Origin of the sequence: Phytohabitans rumicis (assembly GCF_011764445.1) — a bacterium.
In the GTDB taxonomy this organism is placed as follows: domain Bacteria; phylum Actinomycetota; class Actinomycetes; order Mycobacteriales; family Micromonosporaceae; genus Phytohabitans; species Phytohabitans rumicis.
In genome coordinates, this window is the sequence record NZ_BLPG01000001.1 from 7,852,801 (window position 1) to 7,870,341 (window position 17,541).

Consider the following 17,541-nt stretch of genomic DNA (forward strand, 5'->3'; position numbering starts at 1 on the left):
AGTTGTAGGGCGACCCTTACCAGCGTTGGGAAGTCGGCGTTCTGCGGATCGTTGGACACGTACACGGACAGCCAGGTGCCCGCGAGCCCGACGGCGATCGGCGTGAGCCGCCAGAGGCCGGGGGCCGGCGCCGCGCGCGGTGGCGTACGCCGAGCGGCGTGATCTGGACCGGGTTGAGCGCGAGCAGCGTGGTGCCCACCGCGATCAGCGGAACCCCGAGCAGGACCACCAGCAGCGGCACCAGGGGCACGACGACGTCGTCGGCGAAGATGGGCATGCCGTGACCCAGCGTCACCCGGCTCGCCACGACGGGTTTGAGCAGAAGGAAGGCCAACCAGCCGAGCAGGGTCCCGGCGAGGGCGGCGAGGGCGGTCTCGGTCGCGGCGAGCACGGCGGTCTGCAACCTGGTCGCGCCGGCCAGGCGTACGGCGGCGAACCGCAGCTCGCGCCGCGCCCCGCCGACCCGGGTCGTCATGGCGACGAACACGACCACCGGGCCGATGACCAACACCGCGATCATGCCGAAGAAGATGCCCCACAGCCCGGCCAGGTCCAGGCGGATGCCGGGCTGCTCGATGCCCTGGATCTCTGTCGCGCCGTGCATGGCGCGCATCTGTTCGGGCGTGTGGCCGATGATGGCCACGAGCTCGTCGGGCATGACGAGGCCGTCCGGGCCGATGCTCCCGGCGACGCGGCCCGGAAACCGGTTGTCCAGCTGGTCGTCGGGCACGGTCCGCATGAGTTCGGCGAGCGCGGGCGAGACCAGCTTTTCCCCCGGGCCGGGCAGGCGCTCCACGCCCGGCGGCACCGGCGGTCGCGACCCGAGCGGAGCGACGTGTACGCGGATGATGTCGTGGCCGGCGTACCGGTCGGTGACGGCGAGCCACAGCGCATGGTCCGGCGCGGTGGGTGGGCTGGCCGCGGTGGTGCGGTGCCACGCCAGCCGGTCGACGTGACTTTGCAGGATCGGCAGCGCGGACAACGCCACCAGGATCAGCGGCACGCCGATCGCGACCCCCACGCCCATCAACGCCATCCGGGCCAGGCTCTCCCGCCCGCCCGCGAACGCCATCCGTAAACCGAGCAGGATGCTCATGGCATCACCGCCGGCAACACCGTCTGTCCATCCCGGACGGTGACCTGGCGGTCGGCGTACGCCGCCACCCGCGGCTCGTGGGTGACCAGGACGACGCTGGCTCCCTCCGTCTTCGCCGTGGTCACGAGCAACTCCATGACCTGCTCGGCGGCGACCGAGTCCAGTGAGCCGGTCGGCTCGTCGGCGAACACGACGCGCGGGCCGGCGATCAGGGCCCGGGCCACCGCGACGCGCTGCCCCTGCCCGCCGGAGATCTCACCGGGCAACCGGTCCGCGGAATCCTCCAACCCCAGGCGTGGCAACCACCTCTGGGCCTCCGCCAGCGCGGTGCGCCGGCGCGTGCCGCCGAGCAGCAGGGGAAGCGCGATGTTTTCGCGTACGGGCAGCTCCGGCACCAACTGTCCGAATTGGAACACGAAGCCGAACACGCTGCGCCGCAACCGGCTGCGCTGGCCGTCGAACATCCGGTTGACCTGCTGCCCCTCGAAGATCACCTCTCCGGCGTCCGGTGTGAGGACGCCACCCAGGCAATGCAGCAGGGTGGACTTGCCGGAACCGCTGGGGCCCATCACCGCGAGCACCTCGCCCGCGGCAACGGAGATGTCGACCCCGCGCAGCGCCGGGATCGGCCCGAAACTCTTGTACAGCCCGCGCCCGAGCAGCAGCGGCACCCCGTCGTTGGGCATAGCTGACACCGACATGCCGCGGACTATACCCGACGAGTATACCCGATGGGTAGAGCGGACGGAGGCGTTCTGGAGGATCGGCAACCGCTGACCTCTGTGCGTCGTCCAAGGACCTGGCGTCGTGCGAGAGGACGGGGAGAGAACGTACCGGTGGGCCGGTGGCTCGGCTCCGCCTCCCGCGCGGGGTTGGACGGCGACGTGCTGGTGTTCCTCGACGCCCAGGGCAACGAGACGGGTCGGCTGCGGCGCGCCGCGGGTACGCCCCAGTAGGGGTCCCCTCTTGGCGTCCGGCGCATGAGTAGGGGCGCTCTACTGGGTACCACGCCCGAGGTTCGCCGCGCTGGGTCAGCTCGCCTCCAGCGCGGTCAGCAGAGCGCGTGCCCGCGCCACACCCGGGTAGTGGGCGCAGGCCAGGCTCAGATCCAGCGCCCGCGACGCGCACCGCCTCGCACGCTCCGGCTGCCCGGCGTCCCGGTGGGCAGCGGCCAGCACATTGGACAGTTGCGCGGCGAAGAGCCTGGCCCCGGTGGCGTTGGCGTCGGCGAGTGCGGCCTCGGCGTGCGATACGCGCTGCGGCTGCGGCACCCGCTGAGCCTGCGCCAGCCCGGCAAGCGCGAAGATCTTGATCGTCTGGTATCCGGTGCGCCGGCCGATGCGCAGCGCCTGCACATGCCGGGACAGGGCGTCTGGGTGACGGCCTGCCCGCAGGTCTGCGTCGGCGAGGCGGATCAGTGCGTACCCGGCGAGTTGGGGAACCTCCAGTTCGCGGGCGAGCGCCAGGGCCTCGTCCGCCGCGTCCGTGGCCTCGCCGTCGCGGCCCAGGTCGTGCAGGGCCGCGGCGAGGGCGACGAGGTTGTAGGCGCGAATGTGGCGGTCACCCATGTCCACCGCGAGGGCGACGCCGGCTCGGGCGTGCTCCTCCGCGGTGGCGGTGTCGCCGCGATCCCGAGCCACCATGCTCAGGATCATGCGGCCCACGGCTTGCTCGCCGCGCGCGCCGAGCCGGGCGTAGTGGTCGAAGGCTTGCCGGGCGTACGCGGTGGCCAGCGCCGGCTCACCCCAACGGTGATAGACGCGGGCGAGGTTGAAAAGGAACATCGGCGGACAATTCAGGTAGCCGTCGGACTCCAGCAGTAACCGGGCCGCGTGCAGCGACCGCGCGGCCGAGGCCAACATACCGATCTCGATACGCGCCGAGGCCACGCTGTTGAGCGCGAAGATTTCGCCGTCCCGCCAGCCCAACTCGCGGGCGAGCAGGAGCGCGCGATCGGTCTCGACCGCGGCGATCTCCCTTGTCCTGCCGTCCTTTCCCTGGATGCGCCGGAGGTTCATCAGGGCGCTGGCTTGGCCGGCCGGGTCACCGTCGGCCTCGGCGCTGGCGAGCGCGGCCTGCGCCACTCGGTCCCACTCGTCGGTGGCAGTCTGCCGCCAGAAGTAGCCGCTCAGTTCGGCGGCCAGTCGCCACGCCCGGGTGCGGTGCGGCTGACCCGGCGCCGGCACGATCAGCGCCACCAGGTTGGGCCGCTCCCGATCCAGCCAGGCCAGGGCATCCACGGCCGTGGCCGGGCTCGGCTCGGCCGCCGCGGCCGGTGCCGGTGGCAGCGGGAACCGCGGTGGCTGGGGGTAGAGGAATGCGGCGGCCGCGTGCGCGCTGTGCAGGTACCAGTCGAAAAGCCGCTGCACGGCGCCCGCACAAATCGGTGCCTCCTCACGCTCGCGCAGCTTGCCTACCGCGTACGCGCGCAGCAGGTCATGGAACGTGTACCGGTCGTCGGTGTGCTCCTGGACCAGGTGTGCAGCCGCGAGGCGTTCGAGCAGATGCGCGGCCTTCACCGGATCGATGTCGGCCAGCGCGGCGCACGCCCCGGCGGTGAAGTCCGGACCGGGCACCAGCCCGAGCAGGCGCAACAGGGCCGCCTCGTCGGTCCCGAGGGTGTCGTAGGAAAGATCGAGTGCCGCGTTCAGGCCGCTATAAGGGTCATCGGCCGGCGCCGCACCCTCCGCGGCCAACTGCCGGAGGTACGTGTCGATGCGGCGCGACGGTCGGTCGGCGAGGTTGGCCGCGGCGACCCGCAGCGCCAGCGGCAGGTTGGCGCAGGCGCGCACCAGTTCCCGCGTGGCCTGCGGCTCCCGGGCCAAGCGCGCCTCGCCAACGATCTCGGCGAGCAGCGACAACGCCTCCGCGTTGCCGAGGGGGCCCAGTGCCACCCGCTTGGCGCCGTCCCGGGCCACCAGACCGGACAGCCGGTCGCGGCTGGTCACCACGGCGACGCAGCCGTCGGCCGCGGGCAGCAGCGGCCGTACCTGATCGGGGTCGCGCGCGTTGTCGAGCACCACGAGCACGCGCTGCCCGTCGAGCAGACCGCGGTAGAGCCCGGCTGCGGTGTCCACGTTGGAGGGAATCTCCTCCGTGGGCACGCCCAGTGCCGGCAGCAGTTGCGTCAAAGCCTCCATGGCGAGCAACGGCTTCGCGGTGTCGTACCCACGCAGGTTCACGTAGAGGCGGCCGTCGGGGAAGCGGTGTCGGGCGCGGTGGCCCCAGCTGAGCGCGAGCGCGGTCTTGCCCACCCCGGCCGTGCCGCACACCACGACGATTCTCGCCCGCCCGTCATCGGCCCCGAGCCGGTCCAACTCGGACAGTTCGGCGTCGCGGCCGGTGAAATCGGCGGGCGGAGCCGGCAGCCGCGCCCGCCCTGGCAGGGTCGCATGGTGCAGCCGCTGTGGATACGCCTGTTCCAGCGCATTCGCTTCCAGCCACCGGCGGCGCCACACCGGCAGGATCTCGTCGAGCTCCTCGGTGCGTTGCGCATGTCGCAGACATCCCGTCACGTATGCGCGGGTTGCCTCCCAAGTCGGGAAGCGACGACCGCCGGCAGCCTCGGAGAGGGTCCCCGACCCGCAATGAGACAGCCTGCCGAGCAGGCGGTATGCCGGATCGCGGCAGTCATGGCGCAGCGCGCGGAGCCGCTGCGCGAACACCCGTCGATGTGGCGGCAGGGTGGGATCGAGCAGGCCCTCTTTGCGACCTCTTCGGCGGGCGTCCGGACTGCCGATCACGTCAGTCACCCCCGTGGACTGTCGATCGGTATCGACCCGAGTCTACCGATGATCGTTTCCTGCACGGATCCGCGAACTGGTCAGATCTTGGCCATCTCAATGTTCGACATGTGACCTCGAACAAAGCCCTGACCAGCGGTTGAGCCCTCGTTTTGTTCGACCGCAGCCGTCCGTATACCGGCCAAATACCGCGGCGCGCTAACAGTCGTACAAGGCCGCTGGCGGATGCCACCGGCCACCGAAGTGTGATGGGAGCGGGGGAACGTGTCAGCTTGGCGAAGCGCCGGATTGCGGCGTGTGACGGTGGCTGTGATGACGGTCGCGTTGGCGGCGGCGGGGGCATGGTCGCCCTGCCGACCTCATTCGCGGCGGCACCTGTCCAGAACTGTGTCGACACCGCGGCGTCGGAGTCCGACGCGGTCGCGGTGGCCCGGCGTTGCGACCGCGCGGTGGAGGTGTCGTCCCTGGCATCGGAGACCGTGAAGGTGGTCGCGAATCCGGACGGACGGCTGGTGCTGGAGCAGTACGTGGTGCCGGTGCGGGTACGCCGTGGCCCCGAGTGGGTGAAGGTGGACACCGACCTGACCGTCCACGACGGCCGACCGGTGCCGAAGGCGGCGGCGGTGGACGTGCGGTTCTCTCGGGGCGGCACCGATCCACTGGCGACGGTCATGGCCGCTGGCGGCTCGGTGTCGATGTCGTGGGCCGGACCGCTGCCGGCGCCGGTGATCAACGGCGACACCGCCGTGTACCCGGAGGTCCTGCCCGGCGTGGATCTGCGGGTGCGGGCCACGGCGACGGGGTTCACGCAGGTGTTGGTCGTGAAGAACGCGGCCGCGGCGGCGAACAAGAAGCTGCGGGCGATCCGCTACGGCTGGGCCAGCGACGGCCTCGCCGTGGCCTCGCGGGCCGATGGCGGCATCGACGTGAAGGACGCCACGGGCCGAGTGGTGCTCTCCGGCGCGCCGGGCTCGATGTGGGACTCCTCATCCGGCGTTACCGCGCGGGGCCTGGCGGCGGCGTCCACCGCCGAGCTGGCCGGTGACCGTGCGCGGCAGGCACCGGTGCGGCTGACCCTGAGCTCCGGCGCCCTCACCGTGACCCCGGACGCCGGCATGCTGACCGACCCGGCGACAGTGTTTCCACTGTTCATCGATCCTCCCCTCGACGCGGTCCGGAACCGGTGGGGATACGCCAACGACGGGGGCAACAACCGGAACGACGGGATCGCCCGGGTGGGTAAGAACCCGGACGGCTCCGGCGCGTACCGCTCGTACTTCGAGTTCGACGTTTCGCCGTTCGCCGGCAAGAACGTCTACGACACGCGGTTCTACATCCACGCGGTTCACACGTCGCCGTGCGATCCGACACCGGTCAGCCTGTGGGTGACCGACAACATCGACGCCGGGGTCAACGGCACGCGCACCACCTGGGCGCCGCCGATGAGCGCGGGCAACTGGGCCGACGAGAAGTCGGTCGAGGCCAACGCCGACTGCGGAGACCAGTCACCGGTGTCGGTCGAATTTGGACACTACCTGTTCTACCACGTGCGGTGGCGTGCCGATCGAAGCATACCGACGATGACGGTGGCACTGGCCACCTACAACCAGTCCGGGTACGGCGAGGGCGTCGACTACTGGAAGAAGTTCAACCCGACCACGGCGAAGCTGACGGTCAAGTACAACACCGCCCCGGACGTGCCGGCGTTCGTGCCGCACCCGACGACCACCGACTGCTTCCAGGTGTGCGGCTCGGCCACGACGGCGTCGAGCAGCACCACGCAGGGGCAGGGCTGGTGGAAGCTGAACGAGACGTCCGGGACGGTCGCGGCGGACGCAGCGAGCCCGCCGCACCCCGCCACGATCGCGGGCACGGTCCGCTGGGGAGACGGAGGCGCCGTCTTCGATGGCGGCGGTGACCTCTACACCACCGGACCGGTGCTGGACACCACGAAAAGCTTCACGATCTCGGCGTGGGCGAAGCTGACCGACAACTCCGTCTGGCGGTCGGTGCTCAACCAGGACGCCAACAGCGCGGCCGGATTCACCCTTCAGTACGACAAGGGCGTGGACCGGTGGTCGTTCATCCTGTTCCACTCCGACACCGACGGCACGACCTCCACATACGCGAACTCGGCGGCGACGCCGACACTGAACGCCTGGACCCACCTGGTGGGCGTGTTCGACCTGGGCCGCAAGCACATGCGGCTGTACGTCAACGGCGTCCTGGAACACCAGGTGTTCCGGGACAGCAACATCGCCTCGAACGGCGTGCTCACCATCGGCCGGTCCAAGCACGCCAGCCAGGTCAAGAACTATTTCCTCGGCGGCATCGACAACGTCCAGGTGTACCAGCGGGCGATAACCACCGCTGACGTATCCGCGCTGTACGCCGACGGCCGGGGCGGGGGAGCACTCAACATCAGCCCGGCCGTGGTCCGCACGGTGACGCCCACGCTGTCCGCCCGCGTCCTCGATCCCGAGCCGGATGCGCAGGTTTCGACCGGGTTCGAGGTCCGCACGGCCCCGTCGGAGACGGCTACGCAGGTGCACTGGACCAACGAGTTGGGCCCGCACGCGTCCGGCACCACGGTTACCACACTCGTGCCGGCCGGCAAGCTCAGCCCGGGAAGCACCTACTACTGGCGCGCCTACAGCAAGGACGAAGAGCCGTGGAACTCTGACTGGTCGCCGTTCTACGCGCTGCGCGTGGACACCAGCGCACCGGCGCCGGGCACGCCGCCGATCACCTCGCCCCAGTACCCGGAGCGGCAGTGGGGCCCCCGTGTCGGCGACCCGGGTACGTTCACGTTCTCCTCGACCGGCACCGACGCGATCCAATTCGAGTGGTGGGTGGACAACGGCACGCACACCACCGTGCCGGCGACCGGCTCCGGCCCGGTGACCGCGCAGGTCACCTGGACGCCGAGCACCGACATGGTCCACACGATGCAGGTGCGGGCCAAGGACCAGGCAGGCAACGTCAGTAACACCGCGACCTACCAGTTCTGGGTGACACCGTCGCCGAATATCTACAGCCACTGGACGCTGGACGAGGCGTCCGGCGGCACCGCCGCGGACTCGGGCAACGCGCCCACCAACGGCGGTGCCCTCTCACCGCTCACGCTCTCCGGCGCGGGAGTGGCATTCGCGCCCGGCGGAGTCGCCGACCCGGCCGGTACACCCACGAACAGCCTGCTGTTCAGCGGCGACGGTGCCGCCGCCGCAGCCCGCCCGGTGCTGGACACCACCAAAGCGTTCACCGCGATGGCCTGGGTCAAGCCCACGGACCTGACCACGGACCGCACCGTCCTGTCTCAGGACGGCGCCGCCGCGAGCCGCTTCCAGCTGCACTTCGACCGGCAGGCCAACGCCGGCAACGGCGGCTGGTGCGCCAGCATGCGCGCGGCCGACGGCTCCGCGCCGACCACCGTCTGCACGACCGGGGCCTCGGTCGGCCTGCCGTCCACAACGGACTGGGTGCATCTCGCCGTCGTGTACCAGCCGGCGCTGGCGAGCCAGCAACTGCGCGTCTACGTCATGGGCGACCCGCGCAGCTGCGCGCCCAGCGAGACCGCCGCGATCACGTTCACCGGGACCTGGTCGGCCACCGGGGCGTTCGTCGTCGGCCGGGCCAAGGCAGCCGGGCCGCGAGCGAGCACTGGCGCGGCGGCATCGACGACGTGTGGGCGTTCCAGCGCGCGCTGTCCGGCACCGAGATCTGCCAGAAGGCCCAGCCGTGATGGCCTCATCGAAATCGAGAACGGGGGAACTGACAATGCGATCGACAAGGTGGGTGCGCCGGATGGTGTTGCCCGTGGTGGCGGTACTGAGCGCGACCCTGCTCGGTGACGTCGCGATGGGCGGCCCGCCCGGCAGGCCCGATTGGACGCCGCCGAAGGGCGCGGACGTGCCCGGCGTGGCGACCGTCGACGCCCGCGCGGTGGAGCGGCCGGCGTGGCCCGCCCAGGCGGAATCCCGTACCGTGCGTGGCCCACAGCGGGTGACCTGGCCGGACGGCCGGGCCACCGTCGACCTCGCCGGCCCGGCCGCCGCCCGCGCGGCCGGTGGACGGGTAGCGGCCGGGGCACTTCCGGTCCGTCTCGCCCACGTCGCCGACCGGGAGGACGGATCCGGGGTGGCCAAGGCAACGGTCACCGTGTACGACCGTGCCACCACGGCCAAGGCCAATGTGGACGGTCTGCTGTTCGGCGTAGAACGCGTCGACGGCGTAGCCCGCGCCGGCAAGCTGACCGTCGAGGTCGGGTACGCCGGGTTCGCCGCCGCGTACGGCGGTGACTGGGCCAGCCGGCTGCGGTTGGTGCAGTTGCCCTCGTGCGCGCTCTCCGTGGCGAGCGACAAGTGCCGGACGGTCCGTCCACTGCGAACGGTCAACAATCCCAAGGCCGGGACGGTAACCGCCGAGGTGACCGTCGCAGCCGGCGCGCCGGCCGTACTGGCGGTGCAAGCCGCGCCGTCCGGGCCGAACGGCGACTACGCCGCCACCACGCTGTCCCCGGCGGGGACCTGGAACGTGGGCGCCCAGTCCGGCGACTTCACCCACTCGTACCCGATGCGGATGCCGCCGGGCCTAGGCGGCCCGACGCCATCCGTGGCGCTGTCCTACTCGTCAGGCAGCGTGGACGGGCGCACCTCCACCACCAACAACCAGACCGGATGGATCGGCGACGGCTGGGACTTCTGGCCCGGCTTCATCGAACGCAAGTACGCGTCCTGCACGGACGACAGCCCGACCCGCAACACCGGCGACCTGTGCTGGGGGACCGACAACGCCAGCCTCTCGCTCTCCGGCCACGCCGGTGAGCTCATCGAGACCGGCACCCCCGGCGTGTGGCGGCTCAAGGACGACGACGGCACCCGCGTCGAGAAGCTCACCGACCCCGCCCGCGCCAACGGCGACGACAACAACGAGTACTGGAAGGTCACCACCACCGACGGGACCCAGTACTACTTCGGCTACCACCGGACCAACGGCTGGGGCGCCGACAGCCACCCCACCACGAACGCCACCTGGACCGTGCCGGTCTACGGCAATGGCAGCGGTGAGCCGTGCTCATCCGGCGCGGGCTGGTGCCAGCAGGCGTGGCGCTGGAACCTCGACTACGTCATCGACCCGCACGACAACACGATGGCGTACTACTACCAGAAGGAAGCCGGCTGGTACGGCCGCGACCAGACCCCGAGCCTGCGGACCGAGTACGTCCGCGGCGGCTGGCTCGACCGGATCGAATACGGCACCCGCAAGGGCGCCGAGTACACCGCCCCCGCCCCGGTCCGGGTCGTGTTCGACGCGCGCGAGCGCTGCTTTACCGGCTGCTGGAGCGGCCCGGCCTGGAACTCCGCACCCATACGGTCGGCCTGGGCGGACGTCCCCTGGGACCGGGACTGCGCCGCGGCGCCATGCACCGGCAACCTCTCCCCGACCTTCTGGTCCGCCCGCCGCCTGGCCTCGGTGACCACGCAGGTCAGATCCGGCCCGAACACGTACCGGGACGTGGAGTCGTGGACGCTGCGACACGAGTTCCTCAACGCCGGGGACAACGAGGGCGCACCCATGTGGCTGCGCGGCATCACTCACGCCGGCCACGTCACCTCCGACGGCACCGCGGTCACCGAACCGGAGACGATCTTCGCTCCTGGCGCGGAACCGCTACCGAACCGTGTCGACGGGCCGACCGACGGGCTTACCAGCCTGACCCGGTTCCGCATCAAGACAATCACCACAAGCGGCGGTGGGCAGATCACCGTGAACTACTCCGGGCCGGACTGCACGCGGGGCAGCCTGCCGATCCCTGAATCCAACACCAAGCGGTGCATGCCGGTGTACTGGTCGCCGGTCGGCGCATCGACCACATTGGACTGGTTCCACAAGTACGTGGTCACGCACGTACGGCAGGTGGACGTGCAGTACCAGGACATCGACGGCCACACCGTGGCCAAGAGCGAGGACCAGGAGGCGTTCTACGACTACCTGGATACACCCGCCTGGCATTACACCGACGACGAACTCACCCCGAACAACCGGCGCACCTGGGGCGACTGGCGCGGCTACGGCCGGGTCCAGGTGCGCAACGGCACCGCCACCGGACAACAGACCGCGACCGAGTACCGCTACCTGCGCGGCATGGACGGCGACAAGCAACCCACCGGCACCCGGGACGTCTGGGTGGACGACACCTGGGGCGGCCACATCGAGGACCATGAGGCGCACCACGGCTTCCTCCGCCAGGTCATCACGTGGCAGGGACCTGGCGGCGCCGAGGTCAGCTCGACGGTCAACGACCCCTGGCGAATGGGGCCGACCGCCACCCGCAACCGCAACGGGTCGGTCGTCAACGCCTGGCAGACGGAGGTCGCAAGCAGCCGGACCCGGACCGCCCTCTACGCCAAGGACGGCACGGCCCGCGGCCACCGCACGACCAAGACCACCACCGAATACAACAACGACGGCCAGCCGATCGCCACGACAAACTTCGGCGACGAGGCCACGAGCGGCGACGAGACCTGCCAGCGCCAGACGTACGCACGCAACGACGCGATCTGGATGCTCGACCGGGTCGCCCAGACCGAAACGCTGACCGGCACGTGTGCCGCGGCCACCACACCCGCCGCGAAGGAGAAGGTACTCAACCGGAGCCGCACGTTCTACGACACCTACACCGACGAATCCTCATTCGGCGCACCGCCGACCAAGGGAGACCCGAAGCGGATCGAGGAACTGGACCACTGGAACGGCACCACGCCGGTCTACGTGGCCACCGCGACGAACACATTCGACGAGAACGGCCGCCTCAAGGCGGTCGCCGACGCCCGCGGCAACACGGCCACCACCGGCTACACCGTTGACGCCGCCACCGGCCTCGTCACCGGGACGACGGTGACGGACCCGCTCGGCCACCGGGTCATCACCACGACCGAACCCGCCTGGGGCCTGCCGACCAGGATCATCGACGATCAGACCACCGACCAGGCCAACCCCAAGCACATCGTCACCGACGTCGCCTACGACGGGCTGGGGCGGGTCGGCGCGGTGTGGCTACCCGGCCGGGACAAGGCCAGCCAAGGCCCCAACCGCCGGTTCACGTACCGGATGCGGTCCAGCGGCGGCCCGAGCGCCGTGACCACGGAGACGCTGCTGTCCACCGGTGACGCGTACCGCACGTCGATCAGCCTGTTGGACGGGTTCCTACGGCAGCGCCAGAACCAGCTCCAGGCCACCGGCGGCGGCCGGATCATCACCGAGACCCTCCACAACAGCCTGGGCCAGGTCGGCTGGACCAGCGCCGCGTACCACGACTCGACCGGCGGGGCGCCGGAAACCACCATCGCCAGCCCACAGGGACAGATACCGGCCGTCAGCCGTACCGTGCACGACGGCGCCGGCCGCCCCACTGCCACGATCTTCCTCGCCAACGGCGCCGAGAAGTGGCGCACCACCATCGGCTACGGCGGCGACCGCACCTTCCACACACCGCCCGCGGGCGGCACCGCCACCGCGACGCTGACCGACGCCCGTGGACGCACCATCGAGCTGCGGCAGTACAAGGCGCCCGCGGACCTCGGCAGCGACAACCCGGCGGCGTTCACCCGCACGGCGTACACGCACACCCTGCTCGACCAGCTCACGACCCTGGTCGACCAAGGCGGAAACGTCTGGAGCTACGACTACGACCTGCGCGGCCGGCAATACCGGGCCAAGGATCCCGACAAGGGGATCACCGAATCCACCTACGACGCGGCCGGCAACGTCGAGACGGTCACCATGCCGTTCGGCACCGGGACGGCGACACTGGCCTTCACGTACGACGCGCTCGGCCGCAAGACCAGCGTCCGCGACGACACCGTCGGCGGTCCGATCCGTGCCGAGTGGGTATACGACACGCTCCCTTACGGCAAGGGCAAGCTCACCTCCGCCACCCGCCACACGAGTGCGGGTGCCTACACCAACCGCGTCAACGCGTACGACCAGTACGGCCGCCCCACCTCCACCTCGGTGGTGCTGCCCGCGTCGGAGACGGCGCTGTGCGCCGCCGCACGCACCGCATGCACCTACACCTCCACGACCACCTACGGGCTCGGCGGCCAGCAGTCGACCGCGACGCTTCCGGCCGCCGCGGACCTGCCCAGCGAGAAGCTCACCTTCGGCTACACCGACGTCGACGACCCCGGCACCGTCTACTCAGCCAGCCAGATCTACGTCGATGCCGTCGACTACAACCAACTCGGCCAGCTCACCAGCCGCGTACTCGGCGCAAGCGGCGCCCGGCTCGCGCTGACGAACACGTACGACGAACCAACCCGGCGGCTGACCAACGCCAGCGTCGTACCGGAAGCCGCCCCGGAGGCGGCCAACTACAGCTACACCTACGACCCCGCGGGCAACACCACCGCGATCCGGGAGGCACCGTCGGGACAGGCCGCCGACCAGCAATGCTTCACGTACGACTACCTGCGCCGCCTCACCCAAGCCTGGACGCCCACCACCGCGGACTGCCAGGCCGCTCCCACCCAGAACCAGGTCGGCGGGCCGGCGCCGTACTGGCACGACTGGACGATCGACGACCTCGGCAACCGCCGTACCGAAACCCGGCACGCCGCCAGCGGCAACACCACCTACACGTACGCCTACCCCACGCCCGGACCCACCACGGTCCGCCCGCACGCAGTCCAGTCGGTCAGCGCCAGCGGGGCGGTCACCTGGAACCGCGCCTACACCTACGACAACGCCGGCAACACCGCCACCCGACCCACCGCGACAGGCGCCACCCAAACCCTGACCTTCGACCGGGAGGGCCACCTCGCCAAACTGCTCCAGGGCACCGACACCAGCACCTACCTCTACGACGCCGACGGCAAGCGGCTCATCCGCACCGACCCCGGCGGCGCCAAGACCCTGTACCTCGGGACCACCGAAGTCCGGGCGACCGCGAGCACGACGACGGCCACCCGGTACTACACGCACGCCGGCGCCACCATCGCCGTCCGCACCGCCGCCGGCCTGCACTGGCTCGTCAGCGACCACCACGGCACCGCGGAACTCACCGTCAACGCCACCAACCTCGCCGTCGCCAAGCGCCGCACCCTGCCGTACGGCGAACAGCGCGGCACCAACATCGGCACCTGGGCATCGGGCATGGACAAGGGCTTCGTCGGCGGCACCACCGACCCGACCGGCCTGACGCACCTCGGCGCGCGCGAGTACGACCCGTTCCTCGGCCGGTTCGTCAGCGTCGACCCGGTCATGGACCTGACCGACCCCCAACAGATGCACGGGTACGCCTACAGCAACAACAGCCCTACCACCTGGGCTGACCCCACGGGGCTGCTCGCCTGTGAGGACAGCGAGTGCACCAAGACCACCCTTGACAGGTCGACGCCGTCGGGACCGCGCAAGGTCACCTGTCGCATCAAGAACTGCACCCCGCATGACACGCTCTCGCAGCGAGGGAGGCAATGCTGGCGCGGGTGTAGGCCACACGACCACCCGTCGGACCAAGACATCGAGTATGCCGGCCTCGCCGTGAAGTGGGGCAACGAATTCGGCATCGATCCGGTAATGCTCCTCGCGGTCATCTTGCGGGAATCGAGCGATGGCTGGAAATCCTGGAAGATCGTACAAGGAATGCAGGCGAGTCCGAGTATTGCCGGCTTGGCGGATCTCCTGGGAGTTGACGAAGACGGGGGATCTGTTGGCATCACAAATGTCAAGTTCGGCGTCATGACGGACGTGGCGGAAGCAATGCGAAACAGTCCCGTATACGGAAAGTACGCCAAGGATCTCGAAGGCAAGATGCTCTACGACGTTGCTTGGGATGACAGCCTCTCCGTGGAGATCAGCGCCTTCGCGATGCGAATCGAGATGGATCGCCTCGAAAGCGGTTCGGCGAAGATCGCCACTAATAATATCAATGCGACACCAATCGAGGCGGCTTCCGCGTTCCGTCAGGCCAACGGCGGAGGCGGGGCCGTCATCAGCCTGGACCGTTCAGATTCTATGAAGCCCGGTGTCGAGCAGCACATCGTGAATCAGCGGAACATCTACGTGGAGGCCGACCGCATCATCTGCCAATCCGGCATCTGGGCCTGCTGAAGCGCCCGACCACATGCGGCTTGCTGGCGCCGATCCACACCGGGTCGGCGTCGGCAAGCCGCGGCCGCGCCCACGGCCTACAGTCCGATCGGCGACAGTGAGGCGATTCGCTGGCCTGCGACGCGCACTATCGGGCGGTCGAGATGATCCGGCAGGGGAGTCGTGGATGAGCGGTGGCGTGGTCCTGGGCATCGTGGGCGGGCTGTTCTGCCTGCTCGCCGTGGTCGTTATCGGCTGGGGGATCGTCGCGTACAACCGGCTGGTGCGGCAGCGTAACCAGGTCCGCGCCTCCTGGGCGCAGATCGACGTGCAGCTCAAGCGCCGCCACGACCTGATCCCCAACCTGGTGGAGACGGTCAAGGGGTACGCCACGCACGAGCGGGGCACGTTGGATGCCGTGGTCGTGGCCCGCAACGGCGCGGTGACGGCCGCCCACGCGCCGGGCGTCGGTGACCGGGCCGCCGCGGAAGACATCCTGAGCCAGGCGCTGGGCCGGCTGTTCGCGCTCGCCGAGGCGTACCCGGATCTGAAGGCCAATCAGAACTTCGCCGCCCTCCAGGGGAGCTGGCCAACACCGAGGACAAGATCGCGTACGCCCGGCAGTTCTACAACAGCGCTGTGCAGACGCTCAACACCAGCGTGCAGTCGCTGCCCACGAACCTCGTCGCGGGCATGGGCGGCTTCACGGCGGTGGAGTACTTCGAGGCCGCCGGCGGCGAACGCGGCCCGGTCCAGGTCCGCTTCTAGCCGCCGGGGCGAGCGATGGACGGGCGCGCGCTGCTGGACATCGCGGTGGCGGCCGCCGCTGTCGGCGGCTGGTTCGGCGGGTACGGCGTGGCGCGGCTGGTCACCCGGCCGGCCAGCCCGCGGCCGGAGCCCGCCAGCCCCGACCTCGGTGCGGAGCCGCCGGCGGTGGTGAGCCTGCTGGCCAACCGGTGGACGCTCACCGAGGACGCGGCCGAGTCGACGCTGCTGGACCTGGCCGCCCGCCGCTTCATCGAGCTGCGCCAGCCCGGCAACGATCCGATGCAGACCACCTTGCATCTGCCGGCCGCGCCGCCGGACGCGACCGGGCTGCGGCCGTACGAGCGGCGGGTCCTCGATCGGGTACGCGGGCTCGCCGTCAACGGTGTGGTGCCGTTGACCGCGTTGACGTTCCGCGACGAGTCGAGCGCCAAGTCGTGGAACAAGCGGCTGCACGCCGAGGTCGTCGCGGACGCCCGTACGGCCGGTCTGTCCCGGCCACGGTTCGGGTCGACGGTGCGCAGCGTGCTCGGCGGGGCCGCGGTGCTCGCGGCAATCGCGGTCGGGCTCGCCGCGTTCCACTATGGAGTATGGAGCGACAACGAGGACAACCCCGGTGTCGCGGCCGGGATCGTCACGTTCTTCGTGCTCGGCGGCGTGGTCGCGGTGACCCGGGGTGAGCGCGACACCCCGCTGGGCCGCCAGGTCGCGGGGCGTTGGCTCGGCGTACGCGATTGGCTGCGCGGCCACGAGGAGTTCGCCGAGCTGCCGCCGGCGTCGGTGACCGTGTGGGACCGGTATCTGGGCTACGGCGCGGCGACCGGCACCACCCACCTGGCCAGCGCCATCCTCGATCTCGGCATGGGCGACCGCAAGCTGGTGTGGTCGTCGTTCGGCGGCACCTGGCACCGCGTGCGGGTGCGGTATCCGCGCTTCTGGCCGCGCTACGGCCGTACCGCGCCGCAGCTGGTGCGGCGGGCGCTGTTCGCCGTCGCGGCCGGCGTCCTGCTGCTGCGGTTCACCGTCGACGCGCTCGATCTGGTGGCCGTCACCGGCGACCCGGTGACCGACGTGGCGTACCCGGTAGCCGTTGTCCTGCTGGGCTACGGCCTGTACGCGCTGGCGCGCAGCCTGATCGACCTCGCCACCGTCCGTACGATCACCGGCGAGGTGCTGTGGCAGCAGGTGTGGCAGTCCACCGCCCGCACCGAGGACAGCCCGTCCCGGCCGTGGCTGCACCACCTCGCCGTGGACGACGGCACCGACGATCGCACCACGGCCTGGGCGCTGCCCAGTGAGTGGGCCGGCAACTGCCAGGACGGCGACACGGTCACGATCCGGGTCCGCCCGTGGAGCCGGCGTGTGGTCCAGTTGACCGTCGTCGGCCACGGCCGCACCCGCGCGCTGACCGAACCGGTGACCACACAGGACACCGCCGAGCCCAGTGCCGCACCCGTTGGCCCCGGGCCCAACGACGTGTTCACTGTGGACGAGATCGGGCAGGCACTCGGCTTCGCCGTGCTGGCCGGCCCGCCGGTCCCCGCCATCGGCCCGGTCGGCACCGCGCAGTACGTGTCGGCCGACCGCGGCAAGGCCGTACTCATGGTGCAGACGGCGGGCGGGGCGCCGGGCCGGTGGGCCTGGCGGGCGAACTCGCGCGGGCAGGCGCTGCCCGGCGTCGGCGAGGGCGCCTACGCCGCGGGAGACCGGGCCGCGCTGCGGCTCGGCGAGACCACCGTGGTGGTGACCCTGCTCGGCGACGGCCGCGGCCGCCACGCGTACCTGCCCTGGCTGCTGAACCAGGCCGCCGCCCGCGCGACCACCCGGCACGCCCCCGGATAGGTTTTC

The 17,541-nt window shown here is 70.7% G+C and carries 8 protein-coding genes; 5 read left to right on the forward strand and 3 right to left on the reverse strand.

Going from position 1 to position 17,541, the window contains the following annotated elements; genetic code table 11:
- Nucleotides 1-16: 16 nt before the first annotated feature.
- From Prum_RS35675 to Prum_RS35685, 3 genes are all read right to left on the reverse strand, one after another.
- Nucleotides 17-1,096: an FtsX-like permease family protein gene (locus Prum_RS35675; protein WP_173080806.1), complete on the reverse strand. Its 1,080-nt coding sequence runs from the start codon at nucleotides 1,094-1,096 to the stop codon at nucleotides 17-19.
- On the reverse strand, nucleotides 1,093-1,797 hold the full coding sequence (locus Prum_RS35680) for an ABC transporter ATP-binding protein (RefSeq protein WP_246278314.1): 705 nt from the start codon (nucleotides 1,795-1,797) through the stop codon (nucleotides 1,093-1,095). The genes Prum_RS35675 and Prum_RS35680 overlap by 4 nt, the downstream gene beginning before the upstream one ends.
- Nucleotides 1,798-2,127: 330 nt before the next feature.
- On the reverse strand, nucleotides 2,128-4,611 hold the full coding sequence (locus Prum_RS35685) for an ATP-binding protein (RefSeq protein ID WP_173080808.1): 2,484 nt from the start codon (nucleotides 4,609-4,611) through the stop codon (nucleotides 2,128-2,130).
- A gap of 72 nt (nucleotides 4,612-4,683) precedes the next feature.
- On the opposite strand from Prum_RS35685, the gene Prum_RS35690 reads away from it, so the two are divergent.
- The 5 genes from Prum_RS35690 (at nucleotide 4,684) to Prum_RS35710 (ending at nucleotide 17,535) form a co-directional block, all read left to right on the forward strand.
- Nucleotides 4,684-4,953: a hypothetical protein gene (locus Prum_RS35690; protein WP_173080810.1), complete on the forward strand. Its 270-nt coding sequence runs from the start codon at nucleotides 4,684-4,686 to the stop codon at nucleotides 4,951-4,953.
- A gap of 227 nt (nucleotides 4,954-5,180) precedes the next feature.
- On the forward strand, nucleotides 5,181-8,690 hold the full coding sequence (locus Prum_RS35695) for a LamG-like jellyroll fold domain-containing protein (protein ID WP_173080812.1): 3,510 nt from the start codon (nucleotides 5,181-5,183) through the stop codon (nucleotides 8,688-8,690).
- A 7-nt stretch (nucleotides 8,691-8,697) separates the two neighbouring features.
- The gene (locus Prum_RS35700; RefSeq protein ID WP_246278670.1) at nucleotides 8,698-14,949 is read left to right on the forward strand and encodes an RHS repeat domain-containing protein; all 6,252 of its coding nucleotides are present in this window, start codon (nucleotides 8,698-8,700) and stop codon (nucleotides 14,947-14,949) included.
- Nucleotides 14,950-15,115: 166 nt separating this feature from the next.
- The gene (locus Prum_RS35705) at nucleotides 15,116-15,868 is read left to right on the forward strand and encodes a LemA family protein (RefSeq protein WP_443094364.1); all 753 of its coding nucleotides are present in this window, start codon (nucleotides 15,116-15,118) and stop codon (nucleotides 15,866-15,868) included.
- Nucleotides 15,865-17,535 (forward strand): DUF2207 family protein, encoded by a 1,671-nt coding sequence (locus Prum_RS35710; protein WP_443094368.1) that lies wholly within the window; start codon nucleotides 15,865-15,867, stop codon nucleotides 17,533-17,535. The genes Prum_RS35705 and Prum_RS35710 overlap by 4 nt, the downstream gene beginning before the upstream one ends.
- Nucleotides 17,536-17,541: the final 6 nt, after the last annotated feature.